This window comes from Cytobacillus depressus (assembly GCF_008923245.1).
Lineage (GTDB): Bacteria > Bacillota > Bacilli > Bacillales > Cytobacillaceae > Cytobacillus > Cytobacillus depressus.
In genome coordinates this window covers 175,149-190,648 of sequence record NZ_WBOS01000002.1, presented here as the reverse complement: position 1 = coordinate 190,648, position 15,500 = coordinate 175,149, and the positions used below count along the sequence as shown (strand labels likewise).

Genomic DNA, 15,500 nt, shown 5'->3' with positions numbered 1-15,500 from the left:
CAAGAGATCGTTTTTTTTAATGATTGAATTGGGATTTATATTGTTTCTCTTCTTTTTCAGAGCAGTAGACGAAATGTCCTGGCGTAATCTCGCGCATTTCAAGCTTTTCATCATCATTATAATTATGAACCTTAGGATCATACGGGATCCGCTTACGTGTACGTTCTGTATCAGGGTCAGGAAGCGGAATTGCTGATAGTAATGAACGTGTGTATGGGTGCATTGGATTATTATAGAGATCTTCAGCAGTCGCAAGCTCAACTAGCTTTCCAAAATACATAACCCCAATACGGTCACTAATATATTTAACCATTGATAAGTCATGCGCAATGAAAAGATAGGTTAACCCCTTTTCACGCTGCAATTTTTTCATTAAGTTGACAACTTGTGCTTGAATGGACACATCTAGAGCAGATATCGGCTCATCCGCAATAATGAAGTCAGGCTCAACTGCTAGCGCACGCGCAATACCGATACGCTGTCTTTGTCCGCCTGAGAATTCATGTGGGTAACGGTTCGCATGCTCTTTATTTAAACCTACTGTTTCAAGTAAATCATATACTCTTTGCATCCGGTTAGCTCTATTTTTCGCTAATCCATGAATATCAATGCCTTCTGCAATGATATCGGCAACGGTCATCCGAGGGTTTAAAGATGCATATGGATCTTGGAAAATCATTTGCATTTTGCGATTAAACTTCTTCAATTCTTTTGCAGACTTTTTGCCATGAACATCTTCCCCATTGAAAAGAACTTGTCCATCTGTAGCATCATACAAACGAATAATTGTACGGCCAGTTGTAGATTTTCCACATCCCGATTCACCAACAAGGCCAAGAGTTTCCCCTTTGAAAATATCAAAGGATATCCCATCAACCGCTTTAACCATGTTCGGTCTGCCAACATTGAAATGCTGCTTCAAATTTTTAATTTCCAATAATTTTTCAGCCATAATTATTTACCCTCCTTCACTAAGACTGGTTGTTTAAATGTGGAGGATAATTTGCGCATCCGTTTTTTTACTGCATCAGGCGGTTCTACCTTTGGTGCATCCGGATGAAGAAGCCATGTTTTTGCAAAATGCGTTTCAGATATTTGGTACATTGGCGGTTCCTCTTCAAAGTCAATCGCAAGTGCATATTTATTTCTTGCTGCAAAAGCATCTCCTTTTGGAGGATTTGTTAAATCTGGCGGTGTGCCAGGGATAGCAGCAAGTTCAGCTTTATCATCGTTATCTAAGCTTGGCATGGATGCAAGAAGTCCCCATGTATAAGGATGACGTGGGTCATAGAAAATTTCATCGACTGTGCCCATTTCCACAATTTGTCCTGCGTACATAACAGCTACACGATCAGCTACGTTAGCAACCACTCCTAGATCATGCGTAATAAAGATAATCGATGTATCCATTTTGCTTTGCAGATCTTTCATTAAATCAAGAATTTGTGCCTGAATTGTTACATCCAAAGCTGTTGTTGGTTCATCAGCAATTAAGAGCTTCGGATTTGCCGCAAGCGCAATGGCAATCATTGCACGCTGTCTCATACCACCCGAAAATTCATGTGGATACTGGTCAACACGTTTCTCAGGCATTGGAATTCCAACTAGACTTAAAAGCTCCACTGCTCTTGCTTTAGCAGCTTGCCTAGACATATTTTGATGCTTGATTAAACCCTCCATAATCTGAAAGCCAATCTTCATCGTCGGATTCAAAGAAGTCATTGGATCCTGGAAAATCATACTAATTTCTTTTCCGCGAATTTTCTCCATTTCCTTATCCGTTTTTGGCACAAGGTCATCACCATTGAAAATAATTTGTCCACCAGTAATTTTACCAGGAGGCATTGGAATTAATTTCATAATTGTTTGGGATGTAACACTTTTACCTGAACCCGATTCCCCAACGATCGCCAGAGTCTCTCCTTTATGAAGGTCAAAGTTGACCCCCCGTACAGCTTTTACTTGTCCACCATATGTTTGAAACGAGACTTCTAAATCTTTCACTTCAAGTATTTTTTCCATATTCTCAACTCCTTTGTCTTGCTTTGCCTACGTTTAATTATTTGCGGAGTCTTGGATCAAGCGCATCACGTAATCCGTCCCCAATTACATTAAAGGCAAAAATCGTTAAACAAATAAATGTAGCCGGGAAGAATAAACGCCATGGATAATAGCGTAAAGCTGGCAATCCGTCACTAGCCATTGTTCCCCAGCTTGCAAGAGGCGGAGTTAATCCAAGGCCTAAATAACTTAAAAATGCTTCAGTGAAAATGGCAGCTGGAATGGTTAACGTCATTGTAACAAGAATTGGGCCCATTGCGTTTGGAATTAAATGCCGGCCCATAATTCTTGATGTGTTCGCACCAAGTGTTTTTGCAGCGAGGACATATTCTTGACTTTTTAGCATTAGTACTTGTCCACGGACAATCCGAGACATATTGATCCATCCCGTAATCGTCATTGCCAGGATCATCGTCCAAAGGCTTTGACCTAATACTACCATTAATAAAATAACTAATAATAAATATGGAACACCATATAGAATATCAGCAAAACGCATCATAAATTCATCTGTGCGTCCGCCTTTATAACCAGCGACTCCACCCCAAATGACACCAATGAATAAGTCAATAAGTGCAGCAGCTACCCCAATAAAGATAGAAATTCTTGCACCATACCAAGTTCGAGCAAACATATCGCGTCCAAGGTCATCTGTACCGAACCAATGTTCAGAAGATGGGGGTTGGTTTTTATTCGCTAAATCATTTGTCCGATAATCAAATTCAGTCATATGCGGTCCAAAAGCCGCCATCACAATTAATAAGAATAATAGGACTAACCCAAACATAGCCAGCTTGTTTTTTCGGAATCGAATGGAAACATCCTTCCAAAACGAAAGACTTGGCTTTGAAATTTTTTCTGCATTTTCTAATTGGGATCCAACGAGTTGAAATTTATCCTTTGATATCTGCATCATTTACTCTCCTTTCTTCCCGCCAGCAAGTTTAATGCGTGGGTCGATGATTCCGTATGCAATGTCAACAAGGAGAATAGAAACGAGTAACAGTATACTATAGAAAACTGTTACACCCATAATAACGGTATAATCACGGTTTCCAATACTTGTTACAAAGTGTGATCCGAGCCCAGGGATTCCGAAGATTTTTTCGATGACAAAACTTCCGGTTAAGATCCCAGCTGTTAATGGCCCCATATACGTAACAACCGGTAAAAGCGCATTACGGATTGCGTGCCTTACTGTTATGACCCCTTGGCTTAAACCTTTTGCTTTTGCGGTTTTAATATAATCATTGCTCAAGACTTCAAGCATACTTGATCGAGTCAGACGAGCAATAAATGCCATAGGAGTTAACCCTAATGCTAATGCTGGTAATACAGTGTGCATAAAAGATTCCCACCTCGCTACAGGGAATATGCCTAGTTTAATCGCAAAAACATATTGCAGAACGGATGCCATAATAAAAGATGGTACAGAAATACCCATTACGGCAATGATCATAGCGGTATAATCCTGCCATTTATTATGTTTTAATGCAGCAATAATCCCTAATAGCACTCCGATTGCAACAGCAAATAGGATTGCTTCCATACCAAGCAAGAAAGAAACCGGGAAGCCATCATTGATTAAATCGTTGACTGTTTGGCTTTTATATTTAAATGATGGGCCGAAATCCCACTTTGCAATTCTTAGTAAATATTCCCCGTATTGTTCATACCAAGGCTTATCCAAACCATAGTGAGCATTCAAATTAGCTTCGATTTCGGGAGGCAGCCTTTTCTCAGATGTAAATGGGTTTCCGGGTGCAATGCGCATGAAGAAAAACGTAGCTGTAATAATCATCCATAAAGAAATGAGCATATACAGTAAGCGCTTTCCAATATATTTCGCCATTGTCAAACACCTCCAATTTAATACATGTCTTAATCAGAAAACTAAGGTATATAGGGAGTACACCCCATATACCTTTAGTTGATTTAGCTATACTTATTCAAAGTGTGCCCACTTAAATTGTACATCACCTGTACCAGATACATGAACATCTTTTAAGTTTTCAGCCTTAACCCAGTTATAAGTGTAGAAATAAATAGGTGCAACAGGCATGTCATCCATAAAGATTGCTTCTGCATCTTTTAGCATTTGCTGACGCTTATCAGCATCGCCTTCTGTTGCTGATTTAGCAAGTAAATCTTGGAATTCCTTGCTTTCCCAGCCAGTATCGTTGTTACCGCCATCTGCATTACGGTACATTTCTAAGAAGTTGATTGCATCGTTAAAGTCGCCTAACCAGCCCATACGAGCAACTTGGTAATCCATTCCGTGAACTTTATCAAGGTAAACTGCCCACTCTTGGTTATCAAGAGTTACTTCAACACCTAGGTTTTTTACCCACATATCTTGGATTGCTTGAGCAATCTTTTGGTGGCCTTCAGATGTGTTGTATGAAAGTGTAATAGCCGGTAGTTCAGATGGATCTTTAAGACCCATTTCTTCTAAACCTTTTTGTAAATATTCTTTTGCTTTTTCAACATCATTATCAGGGAAATATCCTTTTTCATTCTCAGGGAACATAGTCGGTGGCACAATTGCCATCGCTGGCATCTGTTCAGCTTGAAGAATGTTGTCAATGATTTCTTGACGGTTAATTGCATGTGCGAATGCTTTACGGATATTTACGTTATCAAAAGGTGCAACAGTTGTGTTGAATTTGTAGTTATAAATACCTGCAATTGCTTGCGTAGTTAAGCGTCCCTCTTTTTTAAGAGCTGGGATAGCATCAGTTGGAAGTGCTCCAGTTGGAGATCCAGCCCAATCAAGTTCCCCATTATCGAACATTGAAAGTTCAGTGTTTGGATCATTGATCATGATCATTTCGATTTTGTCTAATTTTACTGTGTTAGCATCCCAGTATTTTTCGTTCTTTGTTAGGACAATTTTATCACTGTGAGCCCATTCAGATAATACGAAAGGACCATTAGTTGTAAAGTTTTCTCCAGCATCGTGAGCCCAGTTCTTGTTAGCTTCAGCTACTTTGCTGTTAATTGGTAGGAAAGTATAGAAAGCTGTAAGCTCCGTGAAGTATGGAGTTGGGTTAGCAAGAGTAACTTCAAGAGTTTTATCATCTAATGCTTTAACCCCTACATCATCAGCAGATCCTTTACCAGTATGGTATTCTTCTCCGCCTTTAAGGTAGTACATTTGCTCTGCATATTCAGATTGGTTGTTTGGATCTAAAACCCATTTCCATGCATATTCAAAATCCTGTGCAATTACAGGGTCACCATTTGTCCACTCAGCATCACGAAGTGTGAAAGTGTAAACTGTTTGGTCATCTGATACTTCAATTTTTTCCGCTGCAGCTTCTACAGGCTCACCGTTTTGGTCAATACGTGTTAACCCTTCAAAGATTTGGCGAAGTACGTTTCCAGAAGTGCTATCAGTAGCTAATCCTGGGTGTAATGATGGTGGTTCAGTATTAATGTTTACTCGTAATTCTTGCGGTACATTAGACTTTTCTGTGTCTTTTTCTCCGCCTTTTTCACCGCTGTCAGCATTATCTTTTCCGCCACAAGCAGCAAGGAACATGCTAAGCACTAACAGCATACTAAAAAAGATTGATAATCTTTTTTTCACGGTATTAACCCCCTATATTTTTCTGCAAACGTTTTCTTTACATCGGTCCCAAAATGGACAAGTGTACATATAGGGTATATTACTTAAAAAGTCTGATAATTTAAACTATATGGTTAGGTGACTCAGTTTAAGCAAAGAAAAAAAGTAAGTTTTTACTCTTTTAAAGAATGGTTGTCCCTAAATTCCGACAATTTAACAGAGAATAGGGTAAGAGCAATCTTTAATTATAGCTCAAACTTACTTTTTTAGTATAGTAAAAACCCCGTCAGATATTCTGTAAATATCCTGTTACACTTGTAAAAATTTCGTAAAGAATTCGTTTGATAGATTTATTATAAATTTAGAAAAAAAGAATTGCAAGTATGTTTTATAAGGTTTCTAACATTCTACTAATTCAAGATTCGACAAATACTTGTAAAATATGAGTTTTTAGACGAATAAAAATTTTTTTTGTTTTGGATTACTTAATATTTTTTTTATATGATTTTATATAAATTATATTCTAAAAAATAATTTTCAGAATATAATGATTTTATTTCGAGTATGAAAGGAACATCTTGATTTTCCAACTCATTTAATATATTATAAAATGAAATATAATAATGCAATTGGCTAAGAAAAAGAGTAGTACATTTACTGATGGATTTTAGAGAGCCTGTGGCTGGTGTGAACAGGTATTCATGTAAATCGAATGGACTTTTGAGCCCTATGCGTGTCCTCACGTTACAGAGGCTTCTATGCGATTTTGCATGGTGCAAAGTGACTCAATTTGAGTAATTAGGGTGGCAACGCGGACCATTCGTCCCTATTAATTAGGGATGAATGGTCTTTTTTTTGTCCACTATTAATAGGACTGATTCTTTTTTTGGCTATTTGAAGGAGGAAAACTTAATGAAAACTATTTTTTCGGGAATTCAGCCAAGCGGCACCATTACCCTAGGGAATTATATCGGTGCCCTGAAGCAATTTGTTGAACTGCAAAATGAATACAATTGTTATTTTTGTATTGTTGATCAGCATGCAATTACTGTTCCACAAGACAGACTCGAATTGAGAAAAAATATCCGCGGCTTAGCTGCCCTTTATTTAGCAGTAGGGATTGATCCAGAAAAAGCAACTCTCTTCATTCAATCTGAAGTCCCTGCACATGCACAGGCTGGCTGGATGATGCAATGTATTTCTTATATTGGCGAACTGGAAAGAATGACGCAATTTAAAGATAAATCAGCAGGTAAAGAAGCAGTATCGGCTGCATTGTTAACATATCCGCCATTAATGGTTGCTGATATCCTTCTATATAATACAGACCTTGTACCTGTCGGTGAAGACCAGAAGCAGCATTTAGAGCTAACTCGTGACTTAGCAGAAAGATTTAATAAGAAATACAGTGAAATCTTTACCATCCCTGAAGTTCGTATCCCGAAAGTAGGCGCTCGGATTATGTCTCTTCAAGAGCCTACTAAAAAGATGAGTAAATCAGACCCAAATAAGAAAGCATCGATAACTCTTCTTGATGATATTAAGCAAATTGAAAAGAAAATTAAAAGTGCAGTTACAGACTCTGAAGGCATTGTAAAGTTTGATAAGGAAAATAAACCAGGTGTTTCGAATCTCCTTTCTATCTATTCGATTTTTTCAGGTAAAGAAATTCATGAAATTGAAAAGATGTATGAAGGAAAGGGTTATGGAGACTTTAAAGCAGATTTAGCTGAAGTTGTTATCAATGAAATCAAGCCGATTCAGGATAAGTATCATGCCCTTATGGAATCTAAGGAACTCGATGAAATTCTTGATCGAGGCGCTGAAAAAGCAGCTCTAGTGGCAAATAAAATGCTGAAGAAAATGGAAAGTGCGATGGGACTTGGGAGAAAAAGAAGATAAGCAGAAATTGAAAAAATCTATCACAAATGTGATAGATTTTTTATTATTTTTCCTTTAATTCACTTTTGGACCATGCTCCATTTCCCAAAGCTTCTCAAAAAATGGCTGTCCCTTAATTATGTTTTCACAGAATTGTTCATGCTTGCTTGTCCATTCATACTTGCTTTGCTCGAAGAGTTGGAGCCAAGCTTCTTCAAAATCCATTTGCTGAATAACTGAATAGCTTTCAGGACTCCATTCCGTATACCAGTAACGGACTTCAGCTACATTTTTAGATGAATATAACTGATCAAGTGCCATGAACATTAATTGCTTTAATTGTCTTTCTTTTCTTGTCAAACCAGCCATTAAATCTGGTGATGGTGATAAAATATGAAAGTTTTTTAAAGCACTTTGATCATTGAATGCATAATGGACTTCCTCATGATTCGAGAGCATTTCGTAGGCTAATTGCTCTTGCCTTGGAATGAGTCTGCTTTTTCGAACAGGAATATTATAGCCAATTGTATCGACAGCTAATATCCCTGATCCGTCTGAAACTACAAAACAATAGTCTAATTGAATGCGTTCATGGTTTTTCCTTAAATACGCTTTTTGATAAATGTCGTCTAATAGTTGTTGTGGAAGTTCTGATAAATCATTTTCAATGTAATTAAATAGGATGGGATCAATTTTGATTAATGGTACTTGGTCAAGAAGTTCGACGCCATCATCCTTGCGCCATTCATGAAAATGGCACACATTGTATCCATTTTCTTCTCCTTCAAACCAGTTCACCCAAACATCATGAAGATATAACATCTTTTACCCCCCGCTTCATCAAGCTATTTGTCAATCAGTATGGGCAGAGGGAAGTAAAATTATTCCTAAATTAGAAAGTGCAAGGGAAATATTTCAATAATAAAAAAAAGTCCCTCCTATTAATAATTAGGCGGAGACTTTTTATCATTAATCTTGTGATTTTGGATCTAATGCATCTCTTAATCCATCACCGATAAAGTTAAAGCAAATAACTGTTAAAAGAATTAGCAGCCCTGGAAAGAAAGGATACCATGGTGCTGTTAACATGACTGTATAGTTCTGAGCATCTTCAAGCATATTTCCCCAACTTGGTGTCGGAGGCTGAATGCCTAAACCTAAATAACTTAAAGCTGCTTCTGTCAAAATCACATTTCCAATTAATAATGTAGCAGAAACGATGATTGGCCCCATTGCATTTGGCAATATATGACTAAAAATAATCTTATATGATTTAGTTCCAATCGTTTTCGATGCTAGGACAAACTCCCTTGTTCGTAATGTTAGGAACTCTCCCCTGACAATACGAGCTGTAGTTGTCCAACTAATTAACGCAATAACTAAAATTAATTTTCCGGTACCTGGCTTAAAAATAGAAACAACCGTAATTAATAAAAAGATACTTGGAATCGAAATGACGATATCAACAAATCTCATTAAAATGGCATCAATGATGCCGCCAAAATACCCTGCAAGTGCTCCTATGGTCACACCAATAATGAGAGCCCCTGCAACAGAACCGAACCCTACTAGTAAAGAAATTCGTCCACCATATAAAAGACGAGTAAAAATATCTCTTCCATAACGGTCAGTCCCTAGCCAATATTCACTGCTTGGGGGTTTTAGCTTGTCCAATAAATTCATATCCTCAAATTTATACGGTGCAATTACCGGAGCTAATATGGATGCCAAAATAATGATAATCAACATAATGGCACCAATGACAGCTAGCTTATTCCTCATGAATTTCCTGAAAAATATTTTCGTTAACGTATCAGGCTTGCTTTTTAAATGGGGGTTTAATTGAATATCTTCTTGAGTAACTTCTACATTAATCTGTGACAAAAAAACCCCTCCTTAATATTCAATACGCGGGTCAAAAATCGCGTATAAAATATCTGCTAGTAAATTCCCTATTACAACAAATACAGCAGAAATTACTGTAAGAGCCATAATCACCGGATAGTCGCGCTGAAAAGCGGAATCAATAAACAATTGCCCAAGACCAGGCCATGCAAACACTTTTTCTGTGATGGCTGCCCCGCCTATGAAGGATGGCAACATTAAGCCGAAAAGTGTGATAATTGGGATCATCCCATTTCTTACTCCATGCTTGATTACTACCTTCTTTTCTTTAAATCCTTTTGACATCGCAGTGCGAATATAATCCTGCTTCAAAACGTCCAGCATCGAAGATCGAGTATAACGTGTTAATGAAGCCAAATCTGCCGTGGCCAAAACTAAACCCGGAAGAATTAAATGATGAATACGATCCCATAAACTAAAATCAGCATTTAATGTAGCCACCCCACCGGTTGGGAACCAGCCAAGTTTAACTGAGAAGAACATAATTAATATGAGTCCCAACCAAAAGTTCGGTGTGGCTATTCCTAAAAACGAGCCGACAGTAAATGTGTAATCCAGCGGCGAATAGGGTCGCATCGCTGAATAAATTCCAATTGGAATAGCAATAAGCACAGCAATCACAAACGATACAACCATCAATAGTAATGTATTTGGAAGCCTATTAAGTATAAGTTCACTAACTGGCATTCCGCGTTTAATTAATGAATTGCCAAAGTCCCCTTTTGCCATATTCCCAAGCCATTTAATATATTGAACATGAATAGGATCATTTAATCCATATTTTTCTTCAAATTTAACCTTATCCGACGGCTTCATTTTCGGGTCCATTAGCATTGCTACAGGTCCACCGGGTGCTGCTTTGACAATTGCGAAGGATAGGATGGTAATTCCAAGTAACAAGGGAATAGCCATAAATGTTCGTCTAAAAATGTATGAAACCATCGTCTATTCTCCCTTTCTAAAATAGTTTCTGCTTATTGAAATACATGGCTATTTGGATTAACCTGTAGAGTTTTCAGTTTTTAGTAAAATAATAAAAGCAAGGGAAGGGAAAAGAGCCCGATCCCTTACTTTTTACATTTTTCTATTCTTGTTTTAACCACCATTTGTGGATGTTGTACATTTGGTTTTTCGGATGGAATTCATAGCCTTCTAGATTAGCAGGAAGAGCACGGAATTCTTTCGGATAGTATAAGAATGTATAGGCTTGATCTTCAGCAAGACCCGCTTGAATCTTTCCAATCATTTCTTTACGTTTATCTTTGTCAAGTTCTTGCAGCTGCTCATCCATTAGAACATCAAGTTCAGGATTGGAGTAGCCAGTAAAGTTTAGACCTTGTTCAATTTCTTTCGTATGGAAAATGCCGCTTGGATCTGGATCAATACCTAAGCTCCAGCCTAATACGATTGCTTCAAAATTCCATACCCCTGGATCGATATCAGCAATTAAAGAACTAAATTCAACGATTTGTGGTTTTATTTCAATTCCAACTTCTTTAAGCTGTTGTTGAAGAATTACGACGATATCTTCACGAACTTTGTTTCCTTGGTTCGTTTTTACTTCAACTGAGAATTTCTTTCCATCCTTTTCTAGGATGCCATCTGCGCCGGGCTTCCAGCCAGCTTCTTCTAACATTTGTTTTGCTTTTTCAACATCATATCCAAACTTCGGAACATCTGGGTTATAAGCCCAGCTTAATGGACTTTCTGGCACATGTGCTACCTCTCCAAGTCCTGCCATTACGTTTTCAACGATTGCTTCACGATCAATTGCATGTGTAATTGCTTGGCGGACTTTCTTGTCCTTGAACTTATCGTCGCGTTGGTTGAAAGCAAGATAAGTGTAAGAAAGTGCTAAACCTGACTCTAAACGAAGACCTGAAGCATCAGCAAATGATTCAACTGTTGGAACATCCGGTTGTGCAATCCCAGCATAATAGTCGATATCACCAGCTTGAAGCTGTGCAAGAATGGCGTTGGCATCGGGAACGAGCTTATAAGTGACAGAATCTAAGTATGGACGGCCATCAAAGTAATCATCATTAGCAACAACTTTTACATATTCGCCATCTTTCCACTCTGCAAATTTAAATGGACCAGAACCAATTGGGTTTTTCGTGTTAAACTCGTGCTCACCTAATTCAGCAATTGGAACATCTTTCAGAATATGCTCGGGAAGAATTCCAAAGCCAAGGCTTACTACTGGGAATTGGGCATCCACTTGCTTTAAAGTAAACTTAACAGTGTATTGGTCAATTTTTTCGATTTTTTCAATGTTTTCAAAATATGATTTACGAACGCCATCGTAGTCCGGGCTTAGTGGAATGCTGTATGTAAATACAACATCATCCGCATCTAATAGCTCTCCATCATGGAATTTTGCATTCTCGACAATTTTAATTGTAAATTCTTTACCGTCTTCGGAAGCTTCATATGTCTCTGCTAAATTTCCTTCTTTTACAGTATTAAGTTCAATATTTGAACCCATTAAGCTACTAAAAATCATATCTTCAATATCAGAACTTGAAGCATCATTTGAATATAACGGGTTGAACAATGTTGGTGCTCCAGTTGAACCAACAACTAAATCTCCACCTTGTACAGGGCCTTCATTTTTTGGTTCTTCTTTTGCAGGCGTTTCCCCTTTCGGCGTTTCCTCTTGCGGTTGACTTGATGGCTTTCCACCAGAGCAAGCCGCTAAAAACATTGATAATACTAGCATGAAGCTTACTAGTAACCAAGCTGGCTTTTTCATTCAACTTCCCCCTTACGTTTATTTTATTATTCAAATCCTTTTATACAGAGAACGTTTGTTAATGTACCGCCTCCCTTCAAAAATTTATTACTAAATGCCTGTTTTTATGAAAAGGATCTTTCCGAAGCATTTAATAACAAGAAATTAATATAAATGGCATGCTACAAAATGGTCGTGCTTAATTTCTTTATATTCTGGAACCACTTGGCTGCAAATGTCCGTAGCTGCCGGGCATCTAGTATGGAAGACACAGCCTCTTGGTGGATTGGCCGGACTTGGCAAATCTCCTTTTAGAATGATTCTTTCCCTTGCCTGTACACCTTTTCTCTTCGGTACAGGAACGGCGGACATTAGTGCCTGAGTATATGGATGAAGAGGATCCTCATACAAATCCTTCTTACCGGCGAATTCCATGATTTTTCCTAAATACATGACACCTACTCGATCACTAATATGGCGAACAACGCTTAGGTCATGGGAAATAAACACATAGGTTAATCCTAACTCTGCTTGTAAATCTTCCATTAAATTAATTATTTGGGCTTGTATGGATACGTCTAGTGCAGATACAGGCTCATCAGCAATAATTAAGTCAGGATTCAAAGCTAGTGCACGGGCTATACCAATCCTTTGTCTTTGTCCACCAGAAAATTCATGTGGATACCGATTAATAAATAGCGGATTAAATCCAACTTTATCTAAAAGATCTTGAATTTTTTCCGACCTTTCTTTTAAACCGTATAGATTATGAGTGATCATCGGCTCACTTAGAATGGATTTTAAAGTTTTTCTTGGATTTAACGACGCATATGGATCTTGAAAGACCATTTGAATATCTTTCCTGATTGTTCGGCGGAGTTCTCCTTCGCTCATCTTCGAAATATTCCGACCTTTAAAAATGATATCTCCACCTGTCGGTTCATACAGACGTATGAGTGTACGTCCTGCTGTTGATTTTCCACAGCCCGATTCTCCAACAATTCCAATCGTTTCTCCCTTTTTTACATTAAAGGTGAGTCCATCGACCGCTTTAACAGAACCGACAGTCTTTTGTAAAAAACCTGCTTTAATGGGGAAATGCTTTTTTAAATCTTTAACATCTAATATGTAATCCGATTCATTCTTATACGATCGGCTGTCCTTTACTTTGGTTAATATTGAACTCATAGAGTTGCCCCCTTCTCACTGTGTAAAAAACAGCGTACTGATCGCGAACCCTTAATTTGTGTTAACGACGGTGCTTCCTTATGGCAGCGATCAAACGCATGTGGACAACGTGGTGCAAATCGGCAGCCTTCTGGGAAGTGCTCTGGAGGAGGAACTGTTCCTTCAATTGAATAAAGTCGATCGAGGTCCCCATCGAGTGAAGGAATAGAACCCATTAACCCAATTGTATAAGGGTGCATTGGCTCATCAAATAGATCATCCACTCTAGCTTCTTCAACCACTTGACCACAATACATTACAACAACCCGATCTGCAACTTCAGAAACGACTCCGAGATCATGAGTAATAATTAAGATGGATGTTTCAGATTTCTGGCTTAAATCCTTCATTAAATCTAGGATCTGGGCTTGAATTGTAACGTCTAACGCAGTTGTCGGCTCATCAGCGATCAAAAGCTTTGGATTACAGCTCATTGCAATAGCAATCATGACACGCTGTCTCATCCCACCCGATAACCGGTGAGGATACTCATCAATAAGAGCTTGTGCTCTTGAGAAGCCAACTAATTCAAGCATTTCGATTGCCCGATTTCTTGCAACGCTCTTTGACATTTTTTGATGATACATCAAAACCTCAATTATCTGTTCACCAATTGTTAATACAGGATTTAGCGATGTCATTGGCTCTTGAAAAATCATTGATATGTCATTCCCGCGAATTTTACACATTTCATTTTCTGATAGCTTTACTAAGTCTTTTCCATCAAATAATATTTCGCCGTCCACTATTTCTCCTGGCGGGCTTGGAATTAGGCGCATAATCGAAAGAGATGTAATACTCTTACCCGATCCTGATTCCCCAACAAGTGCTACCGTCTCACCTTTATGTATTTTTAAATCAACACCATCAACGGCAGGAATATTTATTTTCTTTCTCTTAAAATGAGTTTTTAAGTTTTTTAATTCCAATAATGCTGTCATATTACCCTCCGTCATATCGTCATTCAAAAGTTATTAATATATAAAAATACCTTTTTAAAATTTTTAAAAATATTAGAAATAACGAAATTTTCTGGCCATTTAATTGTATATTATTACAGAAAGATTACGAATTCAATATTTTTTTAAAATATTCTACTTTTTGTCGTAATCACCTTAAATTAAAAAGCAATTTTTTCTACTTTTTAACTGTACTTCACCAGTAAATTAAATAAGCTGGATTAAAATTTAATCCAGCAAAACAAAAAGCATTCTGCAATCTTTTTTAAGCAAAATCACTTGAGATAAACCGTTCTGACGGCAGATCAAATGAATCCTTCAGCGAATAATCTTTTTCATCTCTGTATATGGAAACGATTACAAAACCAGCAGCATATCCAACCATTTTTGGAAACCTTCCATTGCCATATAAGATTTCATCATGCAACTTATCCAACTTTTTAGTACTTCCTTTCTGTTTTAAGAACTTTTCCCAAAAGAAGAGAATTTCTTTCTTAGAATAATATTCACACCAATCGGCTAAATACTTTTTTCCGCAGCAATCAGCAACCGTATGCTCAGCTAACCCTTCCAATATCATTGAATCTAATAAAGTTGCTTCCGAAAGTTGTTTATTTTGCCGATGAATTCGACATGTATGATGATATTCATGAACGAAAAGAGCTTCGAGCTCCTTTTCATCTTCAAATGGTGAAATAAAAAGAAATAATTTATCTTTAAAGGCTACCCCCGATTTCTTAAAGTTCCTTCTTTGGAAAATAGAATTCACCGCTGCAATAGGAAAAATATAAATAGGAATATCAGGACCCTTCCAGGCTTTTTTGTACTTTTGAAAGATTCGTTCTGTCTTTTCCCAATAATTTTTGGTTTTAATCTGTTTGAAATTTTCAAAGCTTTTCCTATTCGGTTTGTACATGCCGAATTGCGCCAAGTATTTATTTATGTTTGCAGGTTTGGCCTGTGAAAAAGCTTTCGAAAGCATTGCACCAATTTTCTCTTGATTATCGAAATCCTTCTCAAGCCATTTATCTGTTCTGACTACCCCATTTTTCTTCGCCACCTTTTAGGCTTCATGCCTTAATACGCACTATTTTCTTCTAGTTTATGTATTAATTTATGTAACGTTCTTATAGCACGATCAATACAAAAAAGGTCAAATCCT

At 37.6% G+C, this 15,500-nt stretch carries 13 protein-coding genes and 1 other annotated feature; of the genes, 1 reads left to right on the top strand and 12 read right to left on the bottom strand.

All coding sequences use genetic code 11. From position 1 onward, the window contains the following. Nucleotides 1-16: 16 nt before the first annotated feature. From F7731_RS06235 to F7731_RS06215, 5 genes are all read right to left on the bottom strand, one after another. Nucleotides 17-952, bottom strand: coding sequence for an ABC transporter ATP-binding protein (locus F7731_RS06235; RefSeq protein ID WP_151533907.1), 936 nt, complete (start codon nucleotides 950-952; stop codon nucleotides 17-19). A 2-nt stretch (nucleotides 953-954) separates the two neighbouring features. Beyond that, a complete protein-coding gene (locus tag F7731_RS06230) occupies nucleotides 955-2,022 on the bottom strand; it encodes an ABC transporter ATP-binding protein (RefSeq protein WP_151533906.1) in 1,068 nt (355 codons plus the stop codon). A 37-nt stretch (nucleotides 2,023-2,059) separates the two neighbouring features. Next, nucleotides 2,060-2,977: an ABC transporter permease gene (locus tag F7731_RS06225; protein WP_151533905.1), complete on the bottom strand. Its 918-nt coding sequence runs from the start codon at nucleotides 2,975-2,977 to the stop codon at nucleotides 2,060-2,062. Continuing rightward, on the bottom strand, nucleotides 2,978-3,913 hold the full coding sequence (locus F7731_RS06220; protein ID WP_151533904.1) for an ABC transporter permease: 936 nt from the start codon (nucleotides 3,911-3,913) through the stop codon (nucleotides 2,978-2,980). 93 nt (nucleotides 3,914-4,006) lie between these two features. Beyond that, a complete protein-coding gene (locus F7731_RS06215) occupies nucleotides 4,007-5,653 on the bottom strand; it encodes a peptide ABC transporter substrate-binding protein (protein WP_151533903.1) in 1,647 nt (548 codons plus the stop codon). Between the two features lie 605 nt (nucleotides 5,654-6,258). Beyond that, nucleotides 6,259-6,463, top strand: a binding site (T-box leader). An 81-nt stretch (nucleotides 6,464-6,544) separates the two neighbouring features. Here F7731_RS06215 and trpS point away from each other — a divergent pair. Next, nucleotides 6,545-7,534, top strand: a complete 990-nt coding sequence (gene trpS / locus F7731_RS06210; RefSeq protein ID WP_151533902.1) for a tryptophan--tRNA ligase — start codon at nucleotides 6,545-6,547, stop codon at nucleotides 7,532-7,534. Nucleotides 7,535-7,588: 54 nt separating this feature from the next. Here trpS and F7731_RS06205 read toward each other — a convergent pair whose 3' ends face one another. The 7 genes from F7731_RS06205 to F7731_RS06175 all read right to left on the bottom strand — a co-directional run bounded on the left by F7731_RS06205 (nucleotide 7,589) and on the right by F7731_RS06175 (nucleotide 15,398). After that, nucleotides 7,589-8,335, bottom strand: coding sequence for a YjbA family protein (locus F7731_RS06205; protein WP_151533901.1), 747 nt, complete (start codon nucleotides 8,333-8,335; stop codon nucleotides 7,589-7,591). Nucleotides 8,336-8,482: 147 nt separating this feature from the next. Further along, on the bottom strand, nucleotides 8,483-9,388 hold the full coding sequence (gene opp4C / locus F7731_RS06200) for an oligopeptide ABC transporter permease (RefSeq protein WP_425481989.1): 906 nt from the start codon (nucleotides 9,386-9,388) through the stop codon (nucleotides 8,483-8,485). 21 nt (nucleotides 9,389-9,409) lie between these two features. Continuing rightward, nucleotides 9,410-10,360, bottom strand: a complete 951-nt coding sequence (locus F7731_RS06195) for an ABC transporter permease (protein WP_151533899.1) — start codon at nucleotides 10,358-10,360, stop codon at nucleotides 9,410-9,412. A 142-nt stretch (nucleotides 10,361-10,502) separates the two neighbouring features. Beyond that, entirely contained in the window at nucleotides 10,503-12,173 is a 1,671-nt protein-coding gene (locus tag F7731_RS06190; RefSeq protein WP_151533898.1) for a peptide-binding protein, read from the bottom strand. A gap of 144 nt (nucleotides 12,174-12,317) precedes the next feature. After that, nucleotides 12,318-13,340 (bottom strand): ABC transporter ATP-binding protein, encoded by a 1,023-nt coding sequence (locus F7731_RS06185; RefSeq protein WP_151533897.1) that lies wholly within the window; start codon nucleotides 13,338-13,340, stop codon nucleotides 12,318-12,320. Continuing rightward, nucleotides 13,337-14,320, bottom strand: a complete 984-nt coding sequence (locus F7731_RS06180) for an ABC transporter ATP-binding protein (RefSeq protein ID WP_151533896.1) — start codon at nucleotides 14,318-14,320, stop codon at nucleotides 13,337-13,339. The genes F7731_RS06185 and F7731_RS06180 overlap by 4 nt, the downstream gene beginning before the upstream one ends. A 283-nt stretch (nucleotides 14,321-14,603) precedes the next feature. Next, entirely contained in the window at nucleotides 14,604-15,398 is a 795-nt protein-coding gene (locus F7731_RS06175) for a DUF2268 domain-containing putative Zn-dependent protease (RefSeq protein WP_246197143.1), read from the bottom strand. Nucleotides 15,399-15,500: the final 102 nt, after the last annotated feature.